This is a genomic window from Streptomyces sp. NPDC091376, from assembly GCF_044757085.1.
GTDB classification, from domain to species: domain Bacteria; phylum Actinomycetota; class Actinomycetes; order Streptomycetales; family Streptomycetaceae; genus Streptomyces; species Streptomyces pratisoli.
In genome coordinates this window covers 1-26,082 of the sequence record NZ_JBIVUF010000038.1, presented here as the reverse complement: position 1 = coordinate 26,082, position 26,082 = coordinate 1, and the positions used below count along the sequence as shown (strand labels likewise).

Genomic DNA, 26,082 nt, shown 5'->3' with positions numbered 1-26,082 from the left:
AGTTACGAGCAGGTCATCAAGCTGGAGCAGGACCGGCTGATCTACCAGGCCCGCCTCCAGGCCCGCTACGGGCGCGCGTGGCGCCGCAAGGCGCCGGTCGAGGCGCTGATGCCGCTGCGCCTGGCGAGATACGGCGTTCCGCTGGCGGAGACGGCCCCGGCGGGGCTGGCGGCCGCCGGGATCGAGCCGGCGGTGCTGCCCCCGGACCCCCAGGCGGACGTCATCGCGGAAAGTCACGCCGTCCGCGCGACGCCCGTTCCGCAGAAGGCGGCACCTGCCGGCGAGCAGCGCCCCCAGCTGGAGAGCCCCTCCACCCAGCAGCCGGAACACGCCGAGCACCAGGAACCGGGCTACGCCGAGCAGGAACCCTCCGTCGACGAAAGCCCCTGGCTCCACGCTCGGAACCCTCAAGAGGTCCCGTACCAGGGCGGCTACGACCCCTCGTACGAACCCGAGGAACAGCAGTACGGGCCGTGGCACGAGGAGCAGGGCCCTCAGCAGTACCAGCAGGTGGAGCAGTACGCCGCCGAGCAGTACCAGCAGGTGGAGCAGTACCAGGCCGAGCAGTACCAGGCCGAGCAGTACCAGCGGCAGTTCGAGGAGTCCGAGCCCTGGAACGGGGAGTCCTCCTCGGAGGAGACCGGCAGCTTCCCCATCCCCGCCGGCCCCGGCCGCACCCGGGAAATGGGCGAGGGCGGCGGCACCCCCGAACCCGCCGCCCCGGACGAGGAGTCGTACTACCAGGTCTTCAAGAAGTCGATAAACGGCAGCTACCCGACGCCACGCGAGTTCATCGACAACGTGGAGGCCGAGTTCCGCGTCACCCTCCCCGCCGAGGAGTCGAAGCGCATGGTCAACCGCTTCACCAACCGCCACACCGCGGAGCTGGAAGAGGACCACATCGCGTAGGGCCACATCGCATAGGGCCGCAGCGCATAGGGCCACATCGCGTAGGGCCGCAGCGAACACGGCGAAGGGCTCCCACCCCGAGAGGGTGGGAGCCCTTCGGCCGTCGTGCGGCCGCGATCAGACAGCGAGCAGCTTCCGCACCCGGTCCGCCCCGACCGCCAGCAGCAGGGTCGGCAGCCGCGGCCCCGTCTCCCGGCTGACCAGCAGGCGGTACAGCAGCGCGAAGAAGGAGCGCTGGGCGGTCTTCAGCTCGGGCGTCGGCTTGGCGTCCGGCTCCAGGCCCGCCATCACCTTCGGCACTCCGTAGACGAGCGTGGTGAGCCCGTCCAGCGACCAGTGCGAGTCCAGGCCGTCGAGCAGCAGGCGCAGCGATTCGCGCGCCTCGGCGTCGAGCGAGCCGAGCAGCTCGGTGTCGGGTTCGGAGCGCACGATCGTCCGGGCGTCGGCCGGGACCTGGGTCGTGATCCAGTTCTCCGCGCGGTCGAGGCGGGGCCGCGCCTCGTCCAGCGAGGACAGCGGGTTCGCCGGGTCCAGCTCGCTCAGGATGCGCAGAGTCTGCTCGTCGTGGCCGGCGGTGATGTCGACGACCGACGCGAGCGTCCGGTACGGCAGCGGGCGGGGCGTACGCGACAGCTCGCCGGCGGCGGTGCGCACCGCGCGGGAGTGGGCGGCGGCGTCGGCCGGCAGCACGGAACCGTCCGCGACCTTGGACTCCAGCTTGTCCCACTCGTCGTAGAGCCGCTGGATCTCCTGGTCGAAGGCGATCTTGAAGGACTGGTTGGGCCTGCGGCGCGCGTACAGCCAGCGCAGCAGCGGGGCCTCCATGATCTTCAGCGCGTCCGCCGGCGTCGGCACGCCACCGCGCGACGACGACATCTTGGCCATGCCGGAGATGCCCACGAACGCGTACATCGGGCCGATCGGCTGCACTCCGTCGAAGATCTCGCGGACGATCTGGCCGCCCACGACGAACGACGACCCGGGCGACGAGTGGTCGACGCCGCTCGGCTCGAAGATCACGCCCTCGAAGGCCCAGCGCATCGGCCAGTCGACCTTCCAGACGAGCTTGCCGCGGTTGAACTCGCTGAGCCGGACCGTCTCGGAGAAGCCGCACGCCGTGCAGGAGTACGTCAGCTCGGTCGTCGCGTCGATGTACTCCGTGACGGCCGTCAGGTCCTTCTCGCAGTTGCCGCAGTAGGGCTTGTACGGGAAGTAGCCGCCGGAGCCGCCGCTGCCGTCGTCCTCGCTCGCCGCGCCGGAGCCCTCCTCGGCCTCCAGCTCGGCCGCGTCGACCGGCTTCTGCTGCTTCTGCTGCTGCTTCTGCTGCTTCTGCTGACCGTCCTTGGCCTTCGTCCGGTACTGGTCGAGGATGCCGTCGATGTCCGCGCGGTGCTTCATCGCGTGCAGGATCTGCTCGCGGTAGACACCCGAGGTGTACTGCTCGGTCTGGCTGATCCCGTCGTACTCGACACCGAGCTCGGCGAGCGCCTCGACCATCGCGGCCTTGAAGTGCTCCGCCCAGTTCGCGTACGAGGAGCCGGCGGGCGCGGGGACCGACGTCAGCGGCTTGCCGATGTGCTCGCCCCAGGAGCCGTCGACGCCCGGCACCCCGGCCGGCACCTTGCGGTAGCGGTCGTAGTCGTCCCAGGAGATCAGATGGCGGACCTCGTACCCCCGGCGGCGGATCTCGTCCGCGACCAGGTGCGGGGTCATGACCTCACGCAGATTGCCCAGGTGGATGGGGCCCGACGGCGACAGGCCAGAGGCAACCACGACCGGTTTCCCGGGTGCACGCCGCTCCGACTCGGCGATGACATCGTCCGCGAAACGGGAGACCCAGTCGGTCTCGGTGCTGCTCTGAGCCACGATCGGCACGTCCTTGAATACTTGAGTCTGTCGAAGCCGGCGTCAGCCATTCTCCCAGACGGAACAGCGAGCCCTGTGGTTGTCCACAGCCACGGACCGGATGGTTGTCCACAGCCCACCGTTGCCCGGAGAAACGGGTTGCTCCCCCGTGGGACACTTGACTACCGAATCAGCACCGACCACCCACTGACAGGAACGGAAGCTCATGGCCTCGGTCCCTTCCCTCGCTTCGAACGTGCAGCAGCGCCTCGCGGACGCCCTCTCGGCAGCCCTGCCGGAGGCCGGCTCCGCCGACCCCATGCTGCGACGTAGCGACCGGGCCGACTTCCAGGCCAACGGCATCCTGGCCCTCGCCAAGCAGCTGAAGGGCAACCCGCGCGAGCTGGCGACCAAGGTCGTCGAGGCGCTCGGGGCCGATGATCTCCTGGGGGACATCGAGGTCTCAGGCCCCGGCTTCCTCAACATCACGATCACCGACGAGGCGATCGTGAGGACCCTCGCCGCCCGCGCCGCGGACGCCCGCCTGGGCGTACCGCACGCGGAGAAGCCCGGCACGACCGTGATCGACTACGCCCAGCCGAATGTGGCGAAGGAGATGCACGTCGGCCATCTGCGGTCCGCGGTGATCGGCGCGGCCATGGTCGAGATCCTGGAGTTCACGGGCGAGAAGGTGGTCAGGCGCCACCACATCGGCGACTGGGGCACCCAGTTCGGCATGCTCATCCAGTATCTGATCGAGCACCCGCACGAGCTGGACCACAAGGCCGACTCCGCCTCCGGCGAGGAGGCCATGTCCAACCTCAACAGGCTGTACAAGGCCTCGCGCGCGATCTTCGACTCCGACCCGGAGTTCAAGGACCGGGCCCGCCGTCGGGTCGTGGACCTGCAGTCGGGCGACAAGGAGACCCTCGCGCTCTGGCAGCGGTTCGTCGACGAGTCGAAGATCTACTTCTACTCGGTCTTCGAGAAGCTCGACATGGAGATCGACGACCCGGACATCGTCGGCGAGTCGGGCTACAACGACATGCTGGTCGAGACCTGCCGGCTGCTGGAGGAGTCGGGCGTCGCCGTCCGCTCCAACGGCGCGCTGTGCGTCTTCTTCGACGACGTCAAGGGCCCGGACGGCAACCCGGTCCCGCTGATCGTCCAGAAGTCCGACGGCGGTTTCGGCTACGCGGCGACGGACCTCTCCGCGATCCGCGACCGCGTGCAGAACCTCGGCGCGACCACGCTGCTGTACGTGGTGGATGCCCGCCAGTCGCTCCACTTCAAGATGGTCTTCGAGACCGCCCGCCGCATCGGCTGGCTGAACGACGACGTCAAGGCCGCCCAGCTCGCCTTCGGCACGGTCCTCGGCAAGGACGGCAAGCCGTTCAAGACCCGTGAGGGCGAGACGGTGCGCCTGGAGGACCTGCTGGACGAGGCGGTCGACCGGGCGACGGCGGTCGTGCGCGAGAAGGCCGCGAAGGTGGGCCTCACCGAGCAGGAGATCGTCGAGAACGGCCGGTATGTCGGCATCGGCGCCGTGAAGTACGCGGACCTGTCCACGTCGGCCGTCCGGGACTACAAGTTCGACCTGGACCAGATGGTGTCGCTCAACGGCGACACCTCGGTGTACCTCCAGTACGCGTACGCCCGTATCCAGTCGATCCTCCGCAAGGCGGGCGACGCCAGGCCGGCCGCCCATCCGGAGCTCGCGCTGGCCCCGGCCGAGCGGGCGCTCGGACTGCACCTGGACCAGTTCGGCGAGGTCCTGACCGAGGTCGCCGCGTCGCACGAGCCGCACAAGCTGGCCGCGTACCTGTACCAGCTGGCGTCCCACCTCACGACGTTCTACGACCAGTGCCAGGTCATCAGCGAGGACAACACGGTGGAGGTCTTCGAGAACCGCCTCTTCCTCGTCGACCTGACCGCCCGCACGCTCCACCAGGGCATGGCGCTCCTCGGCATCCGTACCCCCGAGCGCCTCTGACGCACGACGACGAAGGCGGCCCGGCGATGTTCGCTCGCCCGGGCCGCCTTCGTCGTTCGCGTCACCGCGTCACCGCGTCACCGCGTCAGCGGGTGCGCGGGTCTTCCCGTGGTCTCCTCGATCTCGTCGTGGGCCTTGTTGAGCAGTGTCTGCGCGACGTCCATGAGCGCCCGTGCGCCTGCGATCTCCTCGCCGACCCGCAGCTGTCCCGGATCGGACGGATGACGGCTGGCGTGGCCGTGGCCGCGTACTTCCGTGCCGTCGCCGAGCCGGAGCATCGCGGCCGCCTTGGTCTTGTCGCCTTCCTCGAGAAACTCCATCTCGACGTGCCATCCGACGAGCGTCTGCATGACGGATCACCTCCAGCGGTACCCCTTTCAGGGTGCGCCGGGCCGCCACTGATCACCACCTCACCACAGGTGAGTACCTGACGGGACCGAGGCAGGCCACCGCATCACCGTCCGGAACCGCTCCCCCGCCAGGACCGGCCCCCTCGTTCGCCGCCTTCGCCGGCGGTCACTCGGCGACCCACTCGTCCTTGTCCGGCCAGTAGGAATAGCTCTTCCGGCCCTCCAAGGCACTCGTACGGAACGGCTTTCCGCCGTCGTCGACCCGTACGGTTCCGTGCCGGTCGCCGCTGCTCCACTCCAGCTCCAGATACCAGGTGGCTTCGTGCCCTTCGGTATGGACGTTGAGGTTCAGTACCTGCGGGTCGCGGGTGGAGACCTTGTACGGGAAGTCCTTGGCCGGCACGACGGTGTCGCCGTCCTGCCCCGCGATGGGCTCGGCCAGCGGCCGGGCATGGTCCAGGTCGATGTCGAAGGTCTGCGGAGTGATCCCGCTGCCGCAGCCTTCACCCATGGAGTACACCTGCCAGGGCAATGCGGCCTTTCGCCCCACCACGCGTACGTTCAGGTCGGTGATGACGACTGCTTCGTCCGTGTTGCCCGTGACGGTCAGCTGGAGCGCCATGTCACCGGCGCTGACGCCGCCCAGGGCGCGCGCCCAGCGCCGGGTGTCCTGCGGGGCGGGCGGCGGAGGGACCTGCTCCGGCGGCTGGTCCAGGAGGTAGAACTCGCCGCACGGCTCCTCCCAGTTGTACGAGCTGATGCCCACACTCGGCGCCACACTGCCGCCCTGCCCGGCAGGCGGCTGCGTCCCGCCCTCGGCGGGCGGATCGGACGGGGAGGCGCCTTCTCCCTTCCCGCCGGGCGACGCGCTGCCGTTCGGTGATGCGGAAGCAGAGCCCGAGGCCGCGGCCGACGGGGATACGGAGCCCCCGGTCGAGGCGCCCCCGCACCGGGCCGCCCCTTCCCGTGCGCGTCCGTACGGGCGCCTTCGCCCCCGAACTGGCTCACGGCAAAGGCGGCCGGAACGGCGAGAGCGACAACGGCAGTTGTGGCAACGGCGATGCGAAGGCGACGCTTGCGCGAGGCCTCGGCGGGACCGACGATCACGGGCTCGGCTGCCACGTCCTCCGGGACCGGACCCGGAGCCGGAGTCGAACCCGGAGCCGGGCACGGAGCCGGGCACGGAGCCGGAGCGGAAGCCACGTCAGCGGGTGCCTCGACAGACGCCTCACCCGCCTGCTCCACGGATGGCTCACCGGACGACTCACCGGACGACTCGGCCGAAGGCTCGCCGGAGGGCTCGGCCTCCCCGGCACGGCCGCGTCTGCGGGCCTCGTCCGCCAGGATCCACTGCCGGTGCAGTTCCACCAGCTCGTCCCGGCTCGCCCCGCACAGCCGTGCGAACCGCTCCACAGGTGCGTAATCCGTCGGTACGGCGTCGCCGTTGCAGTAGCGGTGCACCGTGGACGTACTCATGTGCAGCTGTCTGGCGAGAGCCCCGTAGCTGCGCCCGGAGCGTTCCTTCAGCGCGCTCAGCAGCCCGGCGAAGCCTTCCGTCCCCGTCGCCACCCAACCCCTCCCCTGTCGTTCGCCGTCCCAGGAACGCATTCCAGGGGGAGGGTGTTTCACCTGGTCAACCCCCCTGTCGGCGTTCCAGCTTCCCCCATTGTCCCTGGTCCGTTGTCCCACGAGCGGCCAGCCCCACAAGGTGTGTTCAGCACGACGCGGCGACCGGCGACGCTCTCGCGGTCGCCGTGCCGATCAGCGAATCCGCATCACCACCACAACGGGGAGTCGATCCACCATGCGCACCATCCGTAACCGCACCATCCGCAACCGCACCGCCGCCGTCGCGACCGCCGCGCTTCTTGCGGGGCTGTCCCTCACCGCCTGCCAGAGCGACGACAAGTCCAACGCGGCCGCCCCGGCCGACGGCGGCAAGGCGAACGCCACCGCGTCGAAGGCCCCGGCGGCCACGCCGTCCTCGGGCACGGGCACAGGCACCGGTGGCAACGGCTCCACCACCGACGGCGGCAGCGGCAAGGGCTCCGCAAGCGGCTCGGGCAAGAACTCCGGCGGAAGCTCCGGCAAGGGCACCAGCGGCGGCACGGGCGGCGACAGCACGTCCCTCGCGACCTGCACCGGCGACAACACCAAGGCCGTGGTCAGCAAGGTCTCGCGCCCCATCAACCACCTGCTGCTCACCATCACCAACACGGGCTCGCGCACCTGCGCCGCCTACAACGCGCCGTTCCTGCGCTTCGACGACGCGCAGTCCCCAACCCAGTTCATCGAGGACAGCCGTCCGCAGGCCGTCGTCACCCTGGCCCCGGGCGAGTCCGCCTACGCCGCGGTCGTCCTGACCGGCGAGCCCGGCGCCGCCGCGAACCCGGGCCGCATCGCGAAGCACCTCACCGTCTCCTTCGCTCACAAGGGGGCCGGATCGACCGGAGCACCCGCCGAGCTCGCGCTCCCCGCGGACACCTACATCGAGGACGACACCGCCAAGGTGACGTACTGGCAGAGCGACATGGCCGACGCGCTCACGTACTGACCGCTCACGTACTGAACGGCTCACGTACTGATCGCTCACCAAGAACGAAGTGGAGGCCGCCCGTTGTCAGTGGCGGCCTCTATCTTTCAGATCATGGCGATGCTTCCCAACCCCCTGCCGACCCTGGCCACCGACCCGACAGGTCGCTCGCTGGGGCTCGACCTGCCGGCCGGCCGACTGATCGACACCACGTCGGACGGCTCCTGGCACGAGCCGCTGCTCTGGTGCGCGGACGAGCCGGCCCGTCCCGGCGACTGGTCGGCCCTGCTGCCCGCCCGCAGGACCGCCGGTCTCCACCCCGTGCTCATAGGCTCCGGCAGTGACCACGAAAGGCGTCTCGAGGACTGGGAGTTGTCCCCGGCGATGATGTCGTACGCGGGCGATCACGACGCCGAGGAGGTGCTTGCGGCCTTCTGGGAGGAGTGCGCGGGGGACGAACTCGACACCGCCGAGGAGTTCCCCGGCCTCGCCCCGGCCGCGGCTGCCGGGGGCGACCCGGACGACGTGGCGGCCGATGTCGTCGACCTTCTGACCGATCAGGACTCCTGGCTCGCGCGGGCCCGGCTCGCGCTCGTCCCGGCCCGCCGCAGCGCCGACATACCCGCGGCGCTGGGCTGGACCGGTCCGCTCAACCACGAGAACGACGTGGCCCGCCTCTGCACGGTCCTGCGCTCGTGGGAGGACCGCTTCGGCATACGTGTCGTAGCGCTCACCTTCGACCAGCTGGTGGTCTCCGTGGCGTCCCCGCCCACGACACTCGCCGAGGCCGAGGCCGTCGCCGCCGAGCACTTCGCGTTCTGCCCGGACAACATCACCCAGGGCAGCTGCTCCGCCCTCGCCGACTACGCGGCCAAGGCCGTCCTGGACCAGACCGCCTGGTCGTTCTGGTGGGACTGAACCGCCTTACGGGCGGGCCAGCTTCTGGGCGACCTCGGTCGCCCAGTAGGTGAGGATCATCTGCGCGCCCGCGCGCCGAATCCCGGTCAGCGTCTCGAAGATGGCCTTGTCGCGGTCGATCCAGCCCTTCTCGGCCGCGGCCTCGACCATCGCGTACTCGCCGCTGATCTGGTACGCCGCGACGGGCACGTCCACGGCATCCGCGACCTTCGCCAGCACATCGAGGTACGGACCGGCGGGCTTGACCATGACCATGTCGGCGCCCTCCTCCAGGTCCAGGGCGAGTTCGCGCAGGGACTCGCGGAGGTTCGCCGGGTCCTGCTGGTACGTCTTGCGGTCACCCTGCAGCGAGGAGGCGACGGCCTCGCGGAAGGGGCCGTAGAAGGCGGAGGAGTACTTGGCGGTGTAGGCGAGCACGGCCACGTCCTCCTTGCCGATGGTGTCCAGGGCATCGCGGATGACCCCGACCTGGCCGTCCATCATCCCGCTGGGGCCGACCACATGGACGCCGGCGTCGGCCTGGACCTGCGCCATCTCGGCGTACCGCTCCAGCGTGGCGTCGTTGTCGACGCGGCCGTCCGCGTCCAGCACACCGCAGTGGCCGTGGTCGGTGTACTCGTCCAGACAGAGATCGGACATGATCACCAGCTCGTCGCCGACCTCGGCCTTCACGGCCCGGATGGCGACCTGCAGGATCCCGTCCGGGTCGGTGCCCGCCGTCCCGGCCGCGTCCTTCTTCGCGTCCTCCGGCACACCGAAGAGCATGATCCCGGAGACTCCGGCCTCCCGGGCGTCCACCGCGGCCTTGCGCAGCGTGTCCAGCGAGTGCTGCACGACCCCGGGCATCGCCGAGATCGGCACGGGCTCGCTCGCGCCCTCCCGTACGAACGCGGGAAGGATCAGATCGGCGGGGTCCAGCCGCGTCTCGGCGACCATGCGCCGCATCGCGGGAGTGGTCCGCAGCCGACGCGGCCGCGACCCGGGGAAGGCTCCGTACACAGTCATGGACCCACGCTACGCCCGTGCCCGGAGCGCTTTTACCGACACCGTGCCGGGCCGGAACCGGCCCACCGGGCGGGAGGCGGTGCTCCGGGGCCCGGACCGCCCGGCGGCAGGAACGCCGACGAGGGGACGAGGGCGGAACCCCCACCCCGCAGCCGCACACCCGGCCCGCTCGTCCCCGCGGGGTGAACCGGGAGCTGCGGGGGGCAACGCCCCCCGCACAAGACCTACGTCGTGCGACGCCTTCGCGCCCCCGGCCGACGCTCGCTCGGTCGCGTCACCGGGTCGCCGGCCTCACGCGCCGCCTCCCGACGCCGCGCCCCGAAGTCCGCCAGCGCCGCGGCCAGCTTGTGCACCGACGGCTCGGGCGACAGGACGTCCACCCGCAGCCCGTGCTCCTCCGCCGTCTTCGCGGTCGCGGGGCCGATACACGCGATCACCGTCACGTTGTGCGGCTTCCCGGCGATCCCCACCAGGTTCCGCACCGTCGACGACGAGGTGAAGAGCACGGCGTCGAAGCCACCGCCCTTGATCGCCTCCCGGGTCTCCGCCGGCGGCGGCGACGCCCGCACGGTCCGGTAGGCCGTGACGTCGTCGACCTCCCAGCCCAGCTCGATCAGACCCGCCACCAGCGTCTCCGTGGCGATGTCGGCCCGCGGCAGGAACACCCGGTCGATCGGGTCGAAGACGGGGTCGTACGGCGGCCAGTCCTCCAGCAGACCGGCGGCCGACTGCTCACCGCTCGGCACCAGGTCCGGCTTGACGCCGAACTCGATCAGCGAGCGCGCCGTCTGCTCGCCGACCGCCGCGACCTTGATCCCGGCGAAGGCGCGGGCGTCGAGCCCGTACTCCTCGAACTTCTCGCGCACCGCCTTCACGGCGTTGACCGAGGTGAAGGCGATCCACTCGTAGCGGCCGGTCACCAGACCCTTGACCGCGCGCTCCATCTGCTGCGGCGTCCGCGGCGGCTCGACGGCGATCGTCGGCACCTCGTGCGGCACGGCCCCATAGCTGCGCAGCTGGTCGGAGAGCGAGGCCGCCTGCTCCTTCGTCCGCGGTACGAGGACCTTCCAGCCGAACAGCGGCTTGGACTCGAACCACGCGAGCTGGTCGCGCTGTGCGGCGGAACTGCGCTCACCGACCACGGCTATGACGGGCCGGTGGCCCTCGGGCGACGGCAGGACCTTGCCCTGCTTGAAGACCTGGGCGATGGTGCCGAGCGTCGCGTTCCACGTCCGCTGCCGCGTCGTCGTACCGGCGACCGTCACAGTCAGCGGGGTGTCGGGCTTGCGCCCGGCGGTCACCAGCTCACCGGCCGCCGACGCCACCGCGTCGAGCGTCGTGGACACGACGAGGGTCCCGTCCGAGGCGCCGACCTCGGTCCAGCATCGCGCGTCCGCCGTACGGGCGTCGATGAACCTGACGTCCGTACCCTGCGCGTCGCGCAGCGGCACACCGGCGTAGGCGGGCACGCCCACGGCCGCCGCGACACCGGGCACGACCTCGAAGGGAATGCCCTCGGCGGCACAGGCGAGCATCTCCGCGCCCGTGTCACTGTCGAGCCCGGGATCACCGCTCACCGCACGGACGACCCGCTTGCCGCCCCTCGCGGCCTCCATGACAAGATTGGCCGCGTCCCTCAACACCGGGACACCGGCGGTTGTTGACGCATCGTCAACCACCGTCAGCTCAGGCGTGCTCACACCGGCGCGGGCATGCCCGCGGACGACGTCGAGGACATCCGGCTCGGCGATCAGTACGTCCGCGCCCGCCAGCGCCTCCACGGCACGCAGCGTCAGCAGACCCGGGTCACCGGGACCGGCGCCGAGGAAGGTGACCTGCCCGTGTACGGGACCGGCCGGAACGTTCGAGGTGGTGGGGCTCAAAGTGCTCGCTCCCCCATAAGACCGGCCGCACCCTTGGCGAGCATCTCGGCCGCGAGTTCGCGTCCGAGTGCCACGGCTTCGTCCTGGGACGAGGGCACGGGACCGGTGGTGGACAGCTGCACCAGCGTGGATCCGTCGGTCGTACCGACGACACCCCGCAGGCGCATCTCATGAACAACCTGTCCGTCGGCCAGCAGGTCGGCCAGCGCGCCCACAGGTGCGCTGCAGCCGGCCTCCAGGGCGGCGAGCAGGGTCCGCTCGGCGGTCACGGCGGCCCGGGTGTACGGGTCGTCGAGCTCGGCGAGCGTGGCGGCGAGCTCGGCGTCGGCCGCCGTGCACTCCACCGCCAGGGCCCCCTGGCCGGGGGCGGGCAGGACCGAGTCGACCGACAGGAAGTCGGTCACCTCGTCGGTCCGTCCGATACGGCTCAGGCCGGCCGCGGCGAGAACCACCGCGTCCAGTTCCCCGTTCCGTACGAAACCGATGCGGGTGTCGATGTTCCCGCGGATCGGCACGGTCTCGATCCGCAGCCCGTGCGAGCGGGCGTACGCGTTGAGCTGCGCCGTCCGGCGCGGCGAGCCGGTGCCGATCCGGGCGCCGTGCGGCAGCCGGTCCAGCGTCAGCCCGTCCCGGGCGATCAGCACGTCACGCGGGTCCTCGCGCTTCGGGATCGCGGCCAGCACCAGATCGTCCGGCTGCGCGGTCGGCAGGTCCTTCAGCGAGTGCACCGCGAAGTCGACCTCGTCCGCGAGCAGCGCGTCGCGCAGCGCGGTGACGAACACACCGGTGCCGCCGATCTGCGCCAGGTGCTCCCGGGAGGTGTCGCCGTACGTGGTGATCTCGACGAGCTCGACGGGACGGCCCGTCAACTGCCGTACCGCCTCCGCCACCTGCCCGGACTGGGCCATGGCGAGCTTGCTGCGCCTGGTTCCGAGCCGCAGGGGCCGTTCGGTCCCCCATGCCCTCTCGGTGGTCATACTCGCCCTCGGTTCTTGATGTCGGCGTCGTTCACGTCGGCCCGGCTGACGGAGGCGACCGTCTCCGGGTCGAGGTCGAAGAGTGTGCGCAGCGCGTCCGCGTACCCGGCACCGCCGGGCTCGGCGGCGAGCTGCTTGATGCGCACGGTCGGCGCGTGCAGGAGTTTGTCGACGACACGGCGCACGGTCTGGGCGATCTCGGCGCGCTGCCGCTCGTCCAGGTCGGGCAGCCGGCCCTCGAGCCGGGCCACCTCACCGGCCACCACATCGGCGGCCATGGTGCGCAGGGCGACCACGGTCGGGGTGATGTGCGCGGCGCGCTGGGCGGCACCGAAGGCGGCGACCTCGTCGGCGACGATGGTGCGCACCTGGTCGACGTCGGCGGCCATCGGGGCGTCCGCGGACGCCTCGGCCAGCGACTCGATGTCGATGAGGCGGACCCCGTCGAGCCGGTGGATCGCGGCGTCGATGTCCCGGGGCATGGCGAGGTCGAGCAGCGCCAGCGGCTCCTCGCGGTCCTTCAGCGCGGACTCGACCGCGTCGGCCCTCAGCACCAGGCCGGTCGCCCCGGTGCACGAGACGACGACATCGGCACGTGTCAGCTCCGTGCCCACCGCGGCCATGTCGACGGCCCGGGCCGCCACGCCCGTACCGCCGGGCTCGGTGAGGATCTGTACCAGCCGCTCGGCACGCTCCTGCGTGCGGTTGGCGATGACGACCTCGGCGACCCCGGCCCGCGCCAGCGTCGCGGCGGCGAGCGAGGACATCGACCCCGCGCCGATGACGAGGGCCCGCTTGCCGTAAGCCCATGCGTCGGTGGGCGTGCCGTCGGCGAGCTGCTCCAGTCCGAAGGTCACGAGCGACTGCCCGGCCCGGTCGATCCCGGTCTCGCTGTGGGCGCGCTTGCCGACCCGCAGCGACTGCTGGAACAGGTCGTTCAGCAGCCTGCCCGCCGTGTGCAGCTCCTGGCCGAGCGCGAGGGAGTCCTTGATCTGGCCGAGGATCTGGCCCTCGCCGACGACCATCGAGTCCAGCCCGCAGGCCACCGAGAACAGGTGGTGGACGGCCCGGTCCTCGTAGTGCACATAGAGATAAGGGGTGAGCTCCTCCAGGCCGACCCCGCTGTGCTGGGACAGCAGCGTGGACAGCTCGGCGACACCGGCGTGGAACTTGTCCACGTCGGCGTAGAGCTCGATGCGGTTGCACGTGGCGAGGACGGCCGCTTCCGCCGCGGGCTCCGCGGCGAGCGTGTCCTGCAGCAGCTTGTTCTGCGCGTCCACGGACAGCGAGGCCCGCTCCAGCACGCTCACCGGCGAGCTGCGATGGCTGAGTCCGACGACCAGGAGGCTCATGCCGGCATCACGGCGGGCACGTCCCCGTCGGGTCCCTTCCGGCCTGCGGCCCCGGTGGCGGGTGCACGTGTGGCGACGGGCGGCACGACCGTTTCGACGTCGGCCTCGGCCTCGGTCTCCTCGCCCGCCTTGCGCTGCTCGTGGAAGGCGAGGATCTGCAGCTCGATCGAGAGGTCGACCTTGCGTACGTCCACACCGTCCGGCACCGAGAGGACGGTGGGCGCGAAGTTCAGGATGGAGGTGACACCGGCGGCGACGAGCCGGTCGCACACCTGCTGGGCGGCGCCCGCGGGGGTCGCGATGACCCCGATGGACACGCCGTTGTCCGAGATGATCTTCTCCAGCTCGTCGGTGTGCTGGACGGGGATCCCGGCGACCGGCTTGCCGGCCATCGCGGGGTCGGCGTCGATCAGCGCGGCGACCCGGAAGCCACGGGAGGCGAACCCGCCGTAGTTGGCGAGTGCGGCGCCGAGGTTACCGATACCGACGATCACGACCGGCCAGTCCTGGGTGAGGCCGAGCTCACGGGAGATCTGGTAGACGAGGTACTCCACGTCGTAGCCGACGCCACGGGTCCCGTAGGAACCGAGGTAGGAGAAGTCCTTGCGCAGCTTCGCGGAGTTGACTCCCGCGGCAGCCGCGAGCTCCTCGGAGGAGACCGTCGGCACCGAGCGCTCCGACAGCGCGGTGAGCGCGCGGAGGTACAGCGGAAGCCGGGCGACGGTGGCCTCGGGGATTCCTCGGCTACGAGTCGCCGGTCGGTGGGTTCGGCCAGTTGCCACGGTGCTCCTGCGGGATGAGCGAGGCTGCAGGCGGCCATGCGTCCCAGGACCGCCCCGTCGAATGCAGGCTATGTCTTTGTGAACGCGTGCACAAAGATGGTGTCCGCTTTGTCCGTGCAAAGTGACCGGGGTCACGCGAGCAGATCGCGCGATTCCGGAACCGCGGACCGCTCCTGTCCGTTGAAAACCCGAAGGGGGCAAAGCGGTACACACTCCTTACGGCCACGCCCCCGAGACCCCAACAAAACGCCCACGATGGTAACCGCCTTTCGGGTCATTGCCCCAGTTCGCGACGGAGCCGGCCGGCGTCCACCCGCCAGAACGTGTGCTGCTCCCCGTCCACCAGCACCACCGGGATCTGCTCCCAGTACGCCCGGTGCAGCTCCTCGTCCTGGGTGATGTCCTTCTCCTCCCAGGACGCGCCCGTCTCGGCGCACACCTCCTGGACCACGGACCTCGCGTCGTCACAGAGGTGACATCCGGGCTTCCCGATCAGGGTCACCACACGCTCGTCGGCCTTCTTCTTCGTACGCCGCAGCACAGGACTCATGCCCCCCATTCTCCGCCCGTCCCCGCATCCGCCCGAACGGCCCGTTTAACAATCCGGCCCCGGAGAGTTCACGCCTTCGCATCCCGGTGAGTCAGGAAGTACCGAACAGACTGGCTATGCTCACGACATGGCCGCACTGGGATGGCTCACCCCCCGTAGGCGCTCCGCCACCGCACGGAGCGTCCTCGCAGGCGAGGCCGCCGCCGAGGCAGCGCGCAAGACCTCGCAGCAGTACGAAGCGGACTCCGCTCAGGCACGGGCGGACGCGGCGGGCGCCGCGCCGGCCGAGCCCGTCTTCCCCGTCGTCGGGGACGTCAGCGCCGCAGCCTTCTTCGACCTGGACAACACCGTCATGCAGGGCGCCGCGATCTTCCACTTCGGGCGTGGCCTGTACAAGCGGAAGTTCTTCCAGCGCCGCGAGCTGGCGAGGTTCGCCTGGCAGCAGACGTGGTTCCGGCTCGCCGGGGTCGAGGACCCCGAACACATGCAGGACGTCCGCGAGTCCGCGCTGTCCATCGTCAAGGGCCACCGCGTCTCCGAGCTGATGTCGATCGGCGAGGAGATCTACGACGAGTACATGGCGGACCGCATCTGGCCCGGCACCCGCGCCCTCGCCCAGGCCCATCTCGACGCGGGCCAGAAGGTGTGGCTCGTCACCGCCGCGCCCATCGAGACCGCGACGATCATCGCCCGCCGGCTCGGGCTGACCGGCGCGCTCGGCACGGTCGCCGAGTCCGTCGACGGCGTCTACACCGGCAAGCTCGTGGGCGAGCCGCTGCACGGCCCGGCGAAGGCCGAGGCGGTACGGGCCCTGGCGGGCGCCGAGAACCTCGACCTGACGCGCTGCGCGGCGTACAGCGACTCGCACAACGACATCCCGATGCTCTCCCTCGTCGGGCACCCGTACGCCATCAACCCGGACACCAAGCTGCGCAAGCACGCGCGCGAGCGGGAATGGCGGCTGCGCGACTACCGCACCGGCCGCAAGGCCGCCAAGGTCGGCATCCCGGCAGCCGCGGGTGTCGGGGCGATCGCGGGCGGTACGGCCGCGGCCGTGGCGCTGCACCGGCGCAGGCGCTGACGCCCAGGCGGTCGCGCGCGCCCGTCGGAGTCCGGCAGCCGGACTCCGACGCTCCAAGCCCCGATGCTCCGGCTCCGGGCGACGACTCCGACTCCGGCTCCGGCTACGGCGCGCCGTACCCGGCACGCGGCATTCCGGGCCCCATACCCCTCCGGGCCGCCCGCCAGTCCGGATGCACCCACATGAGCACAACCCATCACACCCCGCAGCAGATGACGAAGTAATCCGATCAACAAGCGATCACAATCTGCGACTGGATGCGCTGCATTGCCGTAACAGAAGCGACGGATTCGATGATTTGAGCAACTGGGTGTAGCACTGCCTGTACGAAGCGTTATTCTCCTCAGACGCATTAGGGACCCCACCCGTCGCCACGACGAGTGAACGTCCCCGTACTGAACGTGATGGAAGCTCTGCCTCTGGGAGTCCCGTGTACCCACACGTCGGGGTTGACGCCTCGGGCCTGGCTACGCTCCGCGCAACGGTCCTCGACCACTTGCGCGGCTTCGTCCCCACCGCGTACGCCGGCCCCGCCTTCGCCGTGCCGAGCCCTGCCGCTCTCGGCCCGGCCGGCCCTTGTTACGCCCTGACCGACGGCATCGAGAAGGTGCCGGCGCGCAGCAGCGTCGTCGACGGCGGGAGGCCGGGAGACGGCCGTGAGACGGGCAGACGGGGCGGACGGCACGCCGCCACCTCGACCACCGCCCGCCGCCCCGTCGCCGACAGCGACAGCGCACGCATGATGGAGCTCGTCGAGCGCGCCCAGGCCGGCGAGGCCGAAGCCTTCGGCAGGCTCTACGACCAGTACAGCGACACCGTCTACCGCTACATCTACTACCGCGTGGGCGGGAAGGCGACGGCGGAGGACCTCACGAGCGAGACCTTCCTGCGCGCCCTGCGTCGCATCTCCACCTTCACCTGGCAGGGCCGCGACTTCGGCGCCTGGCTGGTCACCATCGCCCGCAATCTGGTCGCCGACCATTTCAAGTCGAGCCGCTTCCGACTGGAAGTGACCACCGGCGAGATGCTCGACGCCAACGAGGTCGAGCGCAGCCCCGAGGACTCGGTTCTCGAATCGCTGTCCAACGCCTCGCTGCTGGAGGCGGTCCGCAAACTCAATCCACAGCAGCAGGAGTGTGTGACCCTGCGCTTCCTCCAGGGCCTCTCGGTCGCCGAGACCGCACGGGTGATGGGGAAGAACGAGGGCGCGATCAAGACCCTGCAGTACCGTGCCGTGCGCACACTGGCCCGGCTCCTTCCCGACGACGCACGCTGACCACCGGTCCCGTCCCATTCGTGCCCCCCACACCCCCACACCTCCCCCACGCGCCCAGTCCCCGGCCCGTCCACCCTCAACTCACCATCCGTGAGCCCTTGATGACGCACTGGTCCGATCATCCTCCGCGCGTAACCCAATCGCCGAGCCGCTCGTTGTGCGGAATGCAGGCTCCCTGCGGTCACGCCATGCCCGCAGCCACTCACTCTTTTGTGTGGATGTGCTCAAGGCGTGCAACCTTCCGGACCCCCCGGGGAGTCGACCGTCATGACGAGAGGAGGTGCCGCCAGTGATCGCGAACGTTTCGGCGCACCGGCGGGCGAACGCCTTCGCCCAGGCCCTGGAGAATCAGACGCTCCGGGGTACGGCGGCCGAGCAGCCCGAGGATCCGGCCGAACCGGCCGGACAAGGGCGGCTGTTGGCCCTGGCGAACGGCCTCGGTGAAACGCCGAAGCCGGAGTTGGATCCCGAGGTAAAGGTGGTGCAGCGAGCCCAGCTCGTGGCCGCCATGGAAGCGATGCTCCTGGAAGGCACCGCCGCGGACAGCGGTGCGTCCAGAGGCCCCACGGTGCCGGAGCAGCGGGCCTCCCGCCGCGGCGCACACCGGGCCTCCCCACTGCGGAAACTGCGTCCGCGCTCCCGCTGGTCCAAGGGCCTCGCGGCCGGCGGACTCACCGTCGGAGTGGCGGCCGGTGCCTTCGGAGGAGTGGCCGCCGCCAGCTCGGACGCCCTCCCCGGTGATTCCCTGTACGGGCTCAAGCGGGGCATGGAGGACCTCAAGCTGGGCATGGCCGACGACGACGCGGACCGCGGCGAGATCTATCTCGACCAGGCCTCGACCAGGCTGAGCGAAGCCCGCCGCCTCATGGAGCGCGGTAGAGCCGGCGAGCTGGACCACGAGTCGGTGATCGAGGTCAGACGGGCCCTCAGCGGAATGCGCCACGACGCGTCCGAGGGCCACCGCCTGCTCCACCAGGCGTACGAGCGGGACGGCTCGCTCGCCCCCATCGCCACGCTGTCCTCCTTCTCCACCTCCCACCGCGAGACGTGGAACGGGCTGCGGGATCGTCTCCCCGCCCAGCTCACCGACGTCCGCGACGAGGTGAGTTCGGTCTTCGACGCCATAGACCAGGAGGTCGGACCGCTCCGGTCGCTGCTGCCCGTCGCTCCCGAGACCGAGCGCGGCGGGTCTCAGCAGCCCGGATCGACCCCGCAGGACTCCTCAGGTCCCTCGGGGAAGTACGACCCGTCGCCGTCCATGCCCTCCGAGGGCGGGACGGACGGGAACAACCGGCCCCAGCCGTCCGGCTCCGGCGCCACGGAGGACGACGGGCTGCTCGGTGGCAACACCGGGGGCCTGCTCGACCCCCCGCAGAACAGCACGTCCCCGTCTCCGTCCGGAGGACTTCCGGATCCGGCCGATCCCGTGCCGGATGTGACGATCCCGCCGCTGCTGCCCGGGCTGCTGCCGGGCCTGGGCATCGACACCGAGGACATGCCGTAGGCCGCTGAAAGGCGAAGGGAGGGGGAGGGATACGCTCACCGCGTATCCCTCCCCCTCCCTTCGTGCTGGGGTCCGGGGTTGCGAACCGGGGCTCCCCCCGGCTCAGAAGAAGACGGACCTGCGCTGCACCAGCAGCTTGTACAGCGTGTGCTGGATCTGCTCCCGCACCTGGTCCGTCAGGTTGAACATCAGCATCGGGTCCTCCGCCGCTTCCGGCGGATAGCCGTCCGTCGGAATCGGCTCACCGAACTGGATCGTCCACTTCGTCGGCAGCGGCACCGCCCCCAGCGGACCGAGCCAGGGGAACGTCGGCGTGATCGGGAAGTACGGGAACCCCAGCAGCCGCGCCAGCGTTTTCGCGTTACCGATCATCGGATAGATCTCCTCCGCCCCGACGATCGAGCAGGGCACGATCGGCGTCCCCGCCCGAAGCGCCGTCGAGACGAAGCCGCCCCGCCCGAAGCGCTGCAGCTTGTAGCGCTCGCTGAAGGGCTTACCGATGCCCTTGAAGCCCTCCGGCATGACGCCGACGACCTCACCCTGCTGCAGGAGCCGTTCCGCGTCCTCCGTGCACGCCAGCGTGTGCCCGGCCTTCCGCGCCAGCTCGTTTATCACCGGCAGGACGAAGACCAGGTCCGCGGCGAGCAGCCGCAGATGCCGCCCGGCGGGATGGTTGTCGTGGACGGCGACCTGCATCATCAGCCCGTCCAGCGGCAGGGTCCCGGAGTGGTTGGCCACGACGAGCGCCCCGCCCTCCGACGGGATGTTCTCGATGCCCTTCACCTCGACGCGGAAGTACTTCGCGTACATCGGCCGCAGCAGCGACATGAGGACCTGGTCGGTGAGTTCCTTGTCGTAGCCGAACTCGTCGACGTCGTAGTCACCGGTGAGCCGGCGCCGCAGGAACGCCAGCCCGCCCGCGATGCGCTCGTCCCAGCCGCCGGCGCCCGGCACAGGCGACGCCCCGTCGGACGCCGTCACCGGGTCCGTGGCGTCACCGGCGGCGGCATCGCCCGGCGCCGCCCGCTCCCCGCCCAGCTGTCCGGGGACGGAACCGACCGGGATCTCACGCGCGGACTCGGCCACGGATTTCCGCCGGCCCGCCCCCGTACGGCGCCGCACCGAGCGCTGCGGCGCGCCGTTGCGCGACCGGTCGTCGTCGAACGGAATGACCTTGGCGTCCGCCATCGTTGCTTGCGCTCCTTATCCGGCGCTCTGAGTGGTGCTGTCGGCGGCCTTGGCGCCACCGGCCATCGGCAGGGCGGCTACCCTGTCGACCGCCCTCGCAAGGGCCTCCGGCGGCAGCAGGCCGGGTCCACGGCTGCGCGCGAAGTCGGCGAAGGTCTCCGCGGTCGTGTAGGCCGGGGTGAAGCCGAGGGTCTCGCGCATCTGGACGGTGCTGACGACCCGGCCGTGGGTGAGCAGCCGGATCTGCTCCGGTGAGAAGTCGGTCACGCCGACCGTGCGCAGCGCGGAACCGACCCAGGTGACGGCCGGCAGCAGCACCGGCACCGTCGGGCGGCCGAGCCTGCGCGAGCACTGCGACAGCAGCAGGACGCCGTCGCCCGCGATATTGAAGGTGCCGCTGTTCAGCGTTCCCCTGCGGGGCTCGTGGGAGGCGATCCGCAGCACCTCGATGACGTCGTCCTCGTGCACGAACTGAAGCCGGGGGTCGTAGCCGAGAACGGTCGGCATCACGGGGAGCGAGAAGTAGTCGGCGAGCGGGGAGTCGGCCCGCGGTCCGAGGATGTTCGCGAAGCGCAGCACGCACACGGCCACATCCGGCCTGCGGCGCGCGAAGCCGCGTACGTACCCCTCGACCTCCACCGCGTCCTTGGCGAAGCCGCCGCTCGGCAGGGACTTGGGCGGCGTGGTTTCGGTGAAGACGGCCGGGTCCCGCGGCGCGGAGCCGTACACACTCGTGCTGGACTTGACGACCAGGCGCCGGACGGTCGGCGACTTCTGACAGGCCCCGAGCAGTTGCATGGTGCCGATGACGTTGGTCTCCTTGACCGACGTGCGGCCGCCGGCCCCGAGGGGCGTGCCCGTGACGTCCATGTGGACGACGGTGTCGACGGCGTGCTCGGCCAGTACTCGGGCTATGGCGGGCTGTCGGATGTCGGCCCGCACGAAATCGGCATCGCCGAGTTGGTGCTCGGGAGTCACCGCGTCGACGCCCACCACCCGGTCCACTTCGGGATCCCGCTGGATGCGGCGTACGAAGCGGCCCCCGAGCTGCCGGGCCACACCGGTGACGAGCACGACCTTGCCCAAGATCAGCGCCTTCCGTTCGGTCCTGGCTATGCGTCACCGTAGCGGGTTGATGTTGCGCTGTGATGACCGCAGGGCCTTCTTCACGGCTCTTTGGTCCCAACGCACGACATCGACGGTTCAACGCCCAGAACGCACCGTGGCCCTTTCACCATCGGGTGAAAGGGCCACGGCACTGCGGACAGGTGCCGCTTACTTCTTGTTGCGACGCTGAACACGCGTGCGCTTGAGCAGCTTGCGGTGCTTCTTCTTCGCCATCCGCTTGCGCCGCTTCTTGATAACAGAGCCCACGACTACCCTCGCTCACTTCTCTTCACTCGGTGCGGGGCTGTCTGGGCCCACACGACCTACGTCGGCCTAGCCTACCGGCACGAGCTCCGAGCTTGTAATCCGAGGGGAGACTCAGGCCGATTCGACCCCCACAAAGGACTCGCGGAGGTACTCGTGAACCGCTTGCTCCGGGACCCGGAAGGACCTGCCCACCCGGATCGCCGGCAGATGACCGCTGTGCACCAAGCGGTACACGGTCATCTTCGACACGCGCATCACCGAGGCGACTTCCGCCACGGTCAGGAACTTGACCTCGTTGAGAGGCCTCTCGCCAGCAGCCATGACCCACCTGTACCTTCCGCACACGACGCACACCGGCTTCCCCTCCGGTGACTCTTCGTCGCGGTGCGCTCACTCCCCAGACTAGGGGCGGGTGATGCGAGTGGGGAAGAGGAGCAGCCATCGGCCGTTTACTGTGACAGACACGCTCGATTGAGTACATAGCGAGTAAGCGGCCGGTAGTAATCGGACCGCACAGCGTCATCAAGCGGAACGGCGACCGACACCCGGCCCTCGGCCTCGCCGACGAACAGCGCGGGATCGTCCGTATCCGCCAGACCGATGGCGTCGAAACCGAGCTGACCTGCGCCGCAGACCCAGCCATGGTCGCCGATCACCAGCTCGGGCACGGGGCTCCCCGCCTCGGCCACCCCCTCCAGCGCGATCCGAACCGGCAGGGGTGAATGGGTGTGTACGCCGGTCTCACACCCGGTTTCCCGTACGCCGGGTTCCCGCACCAGCGCAACTCCTCGTACGTACTCGAGGTTGTACGTGCGTAGCCCGAACCGGGTCGTTATGTCGATACATCGCCCCTGCGCGGGTGTGAGGACGAGACAGCCCGCTGCCGACAGAGCGTCTGCCAGCTCGGCGTAGAACCCGAGCAGCCGGTGCGGATGCCCGGTCCCGATCAGCACCGCTCCCTTGTGCCGGGCCACCGTCGCCAGCCGTTCGGCGAACGCGTCGAGCCCGCTCAAGGTGCGTTCCGGATCGATCACATCCTGGCCGGAAACATGATCCGGGTCACCGGAGACCCCGCACTTGTCGGCCATCAGCGCGATCAAATCCCGCTCGCCCCAGGCCCATTCGGGGTCGAGCCCGAGCGTGACCCGCGGGTCCCGGGCCGCGAACAGCCGATAGCTCCGCAGACTCTCCTCCCGCGACGTGGCCACCGGACCGGCCAGCCTCGCCGCCAACAAATGCGCCCGCAACGCTCCCCTGCTCAACACACCGCCGATGCTCCCGCAGCGCCTGGGACCGCACCTCAAAAACCCCGGCAAATCCGCACAGTCGGCGTAACGAGCGATACGCTCCGGGCGCGGTGGGAGACAGCGGTCGGCCGAGGGCTACGTCAGCATCCCGCGCAGCGGGAACACCGCACGCCGTGTCGCCAGCACCGCCTGGTCCAGCCGGTCCGCCGGGTCGTATCCGTCCTCCCAGGACCGCCAGCCGGGGGTACGCCCGTCCGTCATCCGCCCGGGCCCCAACTGCCGCGTCCGCGCGTACACCTCGTCCCGCCACGACGCCGGGATCACCGACTCGGGATCCACCGGCGCATGTCCCGCGATCCCGACCAGATGCGTCCAGGACCTCGGCACCACATCGACCACCGCGTATCCGCCACCGCCGAGCGCGACCCACCGACCGCCCTCGACGCACTCGTGCACGAGCTCGTGACACGCCTCCTGCACCAGCCGCTGAGCGTCCAGCGACACCGCAAGATGTGCCAGCGGATCCTCGAAGTGCGTGTCCGCCCCGTGCTGGGTCACCAGCACCTGTGGCCGGAAGTCCGCCAGCAGTTCCGGCACGACCGCGTGGAACGCGCGCAGCCAGCCCTCGTCGCCGGTGCCCGCCGGCAGCGCCACATTCGCGGCCGAGCCCTCGGCGGGCCCCGGCCCGCCCGTCTCCTCGGGCCATCCCGTGCCAGGGAAGAGCATCCGCGGATGCTCGTGCAGCGAAATCGTCAGCACCCTCGGGTCGTCCCAGAAAGCAGCCTGCACCCCGTCCCCGTGATGCACGTCGACATCCACGTACGCGACCCGCTCGGCACCGAGCTCCAGCAGCCTCGCGATCGCCAACGACGCGTCGTTGTAGATGCAGAATCCCGAGGCCGCCCCCGGCATCGCATGGTGCAGCCCGCCCGCGAAGTTCACCGCGTGCTCGGCTTCGCCCCGCCACACCGCTTCCGCGGCCCCGACCGACTGCCCGGCGATCAGCGCGGACGCCTCGTGCATACCGGCGAAGGCCGGGTCGTCCATCGTTCCCAGCCCGTACGACTGGTCCGCCGCCCGAGGGTTCTCGGAAGCCGCTCGCACCGCCGCCACATAGTCCTCACGGTGGACCAGTCGCAGCGTCGAATCCCCGGCCGGCTTCGCCGACACCACATCCACAGCGCGGTCCAGTCCGTACGCCCGCACCAACCCCATGGTCAGCGCCAGCCGAACCGGATCCATCGGATGACTGGCCCCGAAGTCATACTTCGTTACCGCTTCGTCCCACATCAACAATGCGCGGCCGCTCATGCTCGCCACCGTATCGGTCGGACTCCGCCGCGAACGACCGGGCATACAACAGCGTCACAAGCACCAACACCATCGGAACGAGCATCGCTCCCCGGTAGTTCCACGTGTCCCCCAAAGCTCCGACCAACGGCGAGCCGATCAAGAACCCCACATAGTTGAAGATGTTCAGACGTGCAACGGCCACATCGCTCGCCCCCGGATTGCCGCTCTCAACGGCCTGCCGCCCCGCCGCCGCAAAGGTCTGCGGGACGATCACACACAGACCCAGCCCCAGCAAGGTGAACCCGACGAGCCCCAGCCACGGCCCGGGAGCCACCGCGACCACCGCGAACCCGCCCGCGGCCAGTACCGTCCCGCACCGCACGACCGCCACCGCCCCGAAGCGCCGTACGCCGAGATCCCCCACGGTCCGCCCCAGCAACGTCGTCACCATGTACGCGTTGTACGGGACCGTTGCCAGCTCCTCCGAGCTCCCCAGGACGTCCTGAAGGTACTTCGCGCTCCAATTGGAGACCGTCGAGTCACCGATGTACGCGAACGTCATCACCAGGCACAGCGGCAGCAGCAGCCTGAACGAGACGCCCGCTCCCCCACCGACCGGTGCCCGCTCCGCGTCACGGCCCCGCCGCTCGCCCGCGTCCACGTACCAGCTGCTACCGACGAGCGCCGCCGGCAGCAGCACGGCCACCACCGGCAGATACGACACCACAAGCGGCAGGTCCCAGTGCGCCCCGACCCAGGCCAGCGACGCACCGACGATCCCACCGAGGCTGTACGTGGCGTGGAAGCCGAGCATGATGCTGCGCCCGTACGCGCGCTGCAGGCTCACCCCGAGCATGTTCATCGAGGCGTCCAGGGCACCGACGGCCAGCCCGAACGCCCCCAGCGCCACGGCCACATGCCACAGCTCGCTGCCCGCCCCCACACCCAGCAGCGAGAGCAGCACAACCGGCTGCGACCACCGCAGAACGACACCAGGCCGGACCCGGGCGACCAGCTTCTCGGTGCCCACGCTGCCGACACCGGCCAGGATCGGCACGGCCGCCAGGAACAGCGGCAGCAGCGCGTCGGATATCCCGTACCGGTCCTGAATCGCGGGTATTCGGGTCACGAGCAGCGCAAAGGTCACGCCCTGGACAAAGAAGCTCAGCGCCAACGAGGCCCGACCGTGCCGCAACCGCGCATCCGTCATGGCCGCACAGCGTAAGCGGCTCATCTACCCATGGGTAGATGGATCACGCGAGCAATCCCGGCAACTCCCCCATGTCCACGAAGTGCCCGTTGGCGCCGGCGAGCTTCCGGGCCGCCGTCATCGCGGTGAACCCGTACACGTCCATCCCGGCCGCCCTGGCCGCCGCGACCCCGAGCGGGCTGTCCTCGACCACGACGCACCGCTCCGGCGCCACCCCCATGTGCTCGGCGGCGTGGAGGAAGAGGTCCGGTGCCGGCTTCCCCCGGCCCACGTCCTGCGCGCTGAAGATGTTCTCGTCCCGGAACCACGCGTCCATCCCGGTCTTCCGGTGCCCGACCCGGATCCGCTCGTGGCTCCCTGATGACGCCACGCAGTAGGCCACCCCGTCAGCAGCCAGCTTGCCCAGAACGACGTCCGCCCCCTGCACCGCTTCCAGCTCGCGCTCGAAGGCGGCGAACACGCGGGAATGCAGGGTCTCGTCGAAGTCGGCCGGCAAGCGGCTCCCGGTCCTCTCCAGCACGAGGTCGTGCACCCGGTGTACGGCGGCCCCCATGTAGTCGCGCAGGGAATCCTCGTAAGAGGTGGGGTGCCCCAACTCGGTCAGATAGCCGGCCAGGATGGTGTTGGAGATGGGCTCACTGTCGACGAGCACACCGTCGTTGTCGAAGATCACCAGGTCATAGCGCATGCGCACAGCTTAGGAAACGAACTGCAAGTGGACGCAGAAATGCCTCAACCCCCGGACAGGGTCCGGGGGTTGAGGCTCAATGATTGTTCGGCGGTGTCCTACTCTCCCACAGGGTCCCCCCTGC

General features: G+C 70.2%; 23 protein-coding genes and 2 pseudogenes. 7 read left to right on the top strand and 18 right to left on the bottom strand.

Translation table 11 applies throughout. The features are described 5' to 3' along the window. Positions 1-909 (top strand): annotated as a pseudogene (locus ACIQMR_RS37275) (hypothetical protein); the annotation flags it as partial. A gap of 117 nt (positions 910-1,026) precedes the next feature. On the opposite strand, the gene lysS reads toward ACIQMR_RS37275, so the two are convergent. Then, positions 1,027-2,784, bottom strand: coding sequence for a lysine--tRNA ligase (lysS, locus tag ACIQMR_RS37270; RefSeq protein ID WP_401397315.1), 1,758 nt, complete (start codon positions 2,782-2,784; stop codon positions 1,027-1,029). Positions 2,785-2,980: 196 nt separating this feature from the next. Here lysS and argS point away from each other — a divergent pair, with 196 nt between their 5' ends. Continuing rightward, positions 2,981-4,747, top strand: coding sequence for an arginine--tRNA ligase (argS, locus tag ACIQMR_RS37265; RefSeq protein ID WP_401397312.1), 1,767 nt, complete (start codon positions 2,981-2,983; stop codon positions 4,745-4,747). Between the two features lie 77 nt (positions 4,748-4,824). On the opposite strand, the gene ACIQMR_RS37260 is transcribed toward argS, so the two are convergent. The 3 genes and pseudogenes from ACIQMR_RS37260 to ACIQMR_RS37250 form a co-directional block, all read right to left on the bottom strand. Continuing rightward, the gene (locus ACIQMR_RS37260; protein WP_401397309.1) at positions 4,825-5,097 is read right to left on the bottom strand and encodes a DUF1876 domain-containing protein; all 273 of its coding nucleotides are present in this window, start codon (positions 5,095-5,097) and stop codon (positions 4,825-4,827) included. Between the two features lie 166 nt (positions 5,098-5,263). Beyond that, a complete protein-coding gene (locus ACIQMR_RS37255) occupies positions 5,264-5,875 on the bottom strand; it encodes a hypothetical protein (RefSeq protein ID WP_401397321.1) in 612 nt (203 codons plus the stop codon). Positions 5,876-6,516: 641 nt separating this feature from the next. After that, positions 6,517-6,705: pseudogene (locus ACIQMR_RS37250) on the bottom strand (helix-turn-helix domain-containing protein); the annotation flags it as partial. Positions 6,706-6,901: 196 nt separating this feature from the next. Here ACIQMR_RS37250 and ACIQMR_RS37245 point away from each other — a divergent pair. Together ACIQMR_RS37245 and ACIQMR_RS37240 are read left to right on the top strand one after the other, a co-directional pair. Beyond that, positions 6,902-7,651 (top strand): DUF4232 domain-containing protein, encoded by a 750-nt coding sequence (locus tag ACIQMR_RS37245; protein WP_401397306.1) that lies wholly within the window; start codon positions 6,902-6,904, stop codon positions 7,649-7,651. 93 nt (positions 7,652-7,744) lie between these two features. After that, positions 7,745-8,548, top strand: a complete 804-nt coding sequence (locus ACIQMR_RS37240) for a DUF4253 domain-containing protein (RefSeq protein WP_401397303.1) — start codon at positions 7,745-7,747, stop codon at positions 8,546-8,548. A 6-nt stretch (positions 8,549-8,554) separates the two neighbouring features. Here ACIQMR_RS37240 and hemB read toward each other — a convergent pair whose 3' ends face one another. The 6 genes from hemB to ACIQMR_RS37210 all read right to left on the bottom strand — a co-directional run bounded on the left by hemB (position 8,555) and on the right by ACIQMR_RS37210 (position 15,097). Further along, the gene (hemB, locus tag ACIQMR_RS37235) at positions 8,555-9,553 is read right to left on the bottom strand and encodes a porphobilinogen synthase (RefSeq protein WP_401397300.1); all 999 of its coding nucleotides are present in this window, start codon (positions 9,551-9,553) and stop codon (positions 8,555-8,557) included. Positions 9,554-9,777: 224 nt separating this feature from the next. Continuing rightward, positions 9,778-11,436, bottom strand: coding sequence for a uroporphyrinogen-III synthase (locus ACIQMR_RS37230; protein ID WP_401397297.1), 1,659 nt, complete (start codon positions 11,434-11,436; stop codon positions 9,778-9,780). Then, positions 11,433-12,413, bottom strand: coding sequence for a hydroxymethylbilane synthase (gene hemC / locus ACIQMR_RS37225; protein WP_401397294.1), 981 nt, complete (start codon positions 12,411-12,413; stop codon positions 11,433-11,435). Before hemC ends, ACIQMR_RS37230 begins: the two co-directional genes overlap by 4 nt. Then, entirely contained in the window at positions 12,410-13,765 is a 1,356-nt protein-coding gene (locus ACIQMR_RS37220) for a glutamyl-tRNA reductase (RefSeq protein ID WP_401397292.1), read from the bottom strand. The genes hemC and ACIQMR_RS37220 overlap by 4 nt, the downstream gene beginning before the upstream one ends. Then, the gene (locus tag ACIQMR_RS37215; RefSeq protein WP_401397289.1) at positions 13,762-14,547 is read right to left on the bottom strand and encodes a redox-sensing transcriptional repressor Rex; all 786 of its coding nucleotides are present in this window, start codon (positions 14,545-14,547) and stop codon (positions 13,762-13,764) included. The genes ACIQMR_RS37220 and ACIQMR_RS37215 overlap by 4 nt, the downstream gene beginning before the upstream one ends. A gap of 274 nt (positions 14,548-14,821) precedes the next feature. Beyond that, positions 14,822-15,097, bottom strand: a complete 276-nt coding sequence (locus tag ACIQMR_RS37210; RefSeq protein ID WP_401397286.1) for a glutaredoxin family protein — start codon at positions 15,095-15,097, stop codon at positions 14,822-14,824. A gap of 127 nt (positions 15,098-15,224) precedes the next feature. Between ACIQMR_RS37210 and ACIQMR_RS37205 the strand changes: the two genes are divergently transcribed. The 3 genes from ACIQMR_RS37205 to ACIQMR_RS37195 all read left to right on the top strand — a co-directional run bounded on the left by ACIQMR_RS37205 (position 15,225) and on the right by ACIQMR_RS37195 (position 18,958). Then, positions 15,225-16,178: an HAD family phosphatase gene (locus ACIQMR_RS37205; RefSeq protein ID WP_266381245.1), complete on the top strand. Its 954-nt coding sequence runs from the start codon at positions 15,225-15,227 to the stop codon at positions 16,176-16,178. Between the two features lie 430 nt (positions 16,179-16,608). Further along, positions 16,609-17,454 carry an ECF subfamily RNA polymerase sigma factor, BldN family gene (locus tag ACIQMR_RS37200; protein WP_266381244.1) on the top strand — a complete coding sequence of 282 codons (846 nt, stop codon included), beginning with the start codon at positions 16,609-16,611 and terminating at the stop codon, positions 17,452-17,454. A 289-nt stretch (positions 17,455-17,743) separates the two neighbouring features. Further along, on the top strand, positions 17,744-18,958 hold the full coding sequence (locus tag ACIQMR_RS37195; RefSeq protein ID WP_401397281.1) for a DUF5667 domain-containing protein: 1,215 nt from the start codon (positions 17,744-17,746) through the stop codon (positions 18,956-18,958). 102 nt (positions 18,959-19,060) lie between these two features. On the opposite strand, the gene ACIQMR_RS37190 is transcribed toward ACIQMR_RS37195, so the two are convergent. From ACIQMR_RS37190 to ACIQMR_RS37155, 8 genes are all read right to left on the bottom strand, one after another. Continuing rightward, positions 19,061-20,146 (bottom strand): lysophospholipid acyltransferase family protein, encoded by a 1,086-nt coding sequence (locus tag ACIQMR_RS37190; protein WP_358671011.1) that lies wholly within the window; start codon positions 20,144-20,146, stop codon positions 19,061-19,063. Between the two features lie 15 nt (positions 20,147-20,161). Next, positions 20,162-21,232 (bottom strand): NAD-dependent epimerase/dehydratase family protein, encoded by a 1,071-nt coding sequence (locus tag ACIQMR_RS37185; protein WP_401397278.1) that lies wholly within the window; start codon positions 21,230-21,232, stop codon positions 20,162-20,164. Between the two features lie 189 nt (positions 21,233-21,421). Further along, positions 21,422-21,520, bottom strand: a complete 99-nt coding sequence (locus ACIQMR_RS37180; protein WP_003948845.1) for a 30S ribosomal protein bS22 — start codon at positions 21,518-21,520, stop codon at positions 21,422-21,424. Between the two features lie 111 nt (positions 21,521-21,631). After that, on the bottom strand, positions 21,632-21,841 hold the full coding sequence (locus tag ACIQMR_RS37175) for a helix-turn-helix domain-containing protein (protein ID WP_158687078.1): 210 nt from the start codon (positions 21,839-21,841) through the stop codon (positions 21,632-21,634). Positions 21,842-21,969: 128 nt separating this feature from the next. Further along, positions 21,970-22,785, bottom strand: coding sequence for a phosphatase (locus tag ACIQMR_RS37170; RefSeq protein WP_401397318.1), 816 nt, complete (start codon positions 22,783-22,785; stop codon positions 21,970-21,972). Positions 22,786-22,902: 117 nt separating this feature from the next. After that, positions 22,903-24,078 carry an acetoin utilization protein AcuC gene (locus ACIQMR_RS37165; RefSeq protein WP_401397275.1) on the bottom strand — a complete coding sequence of 392 codons (1,176 nt, stop codon included), beginning with the start codon at positions 24,076-24,078 and terminating at the stop codon, positions 22,903-22,905. Continuing rightward, positions 24,029-25,270, bottom strand: a complete 1,242-nt coding sequence (locus ACIQMR_RS37160) for an MFS transporter (protein ID WP_401397272.1) — start codon at positions 25,268-25,270, stop codon at positions 24,029-24,031. Before ACIQMR_RS37160 ends, ACIQMR_RS37165 begins: the two co-directional genes overlap by 50 nt. Positions 25,271-25,313: 43 nt before the next feature. Further along, on the bottom strand, positions 25,314-25,958 hold the full coding sequence (locus ACIQMR_RS37155; RefSeq protein ID WP_401397269.1) for an HAD family hydrolase: 645 nt from the start codon (positions 25,956-25,958) through the stop codon (positions 25,314-25,316). Between the last annotated feature and the right edge of the window lie 124 nt (positions 25,959-26,082).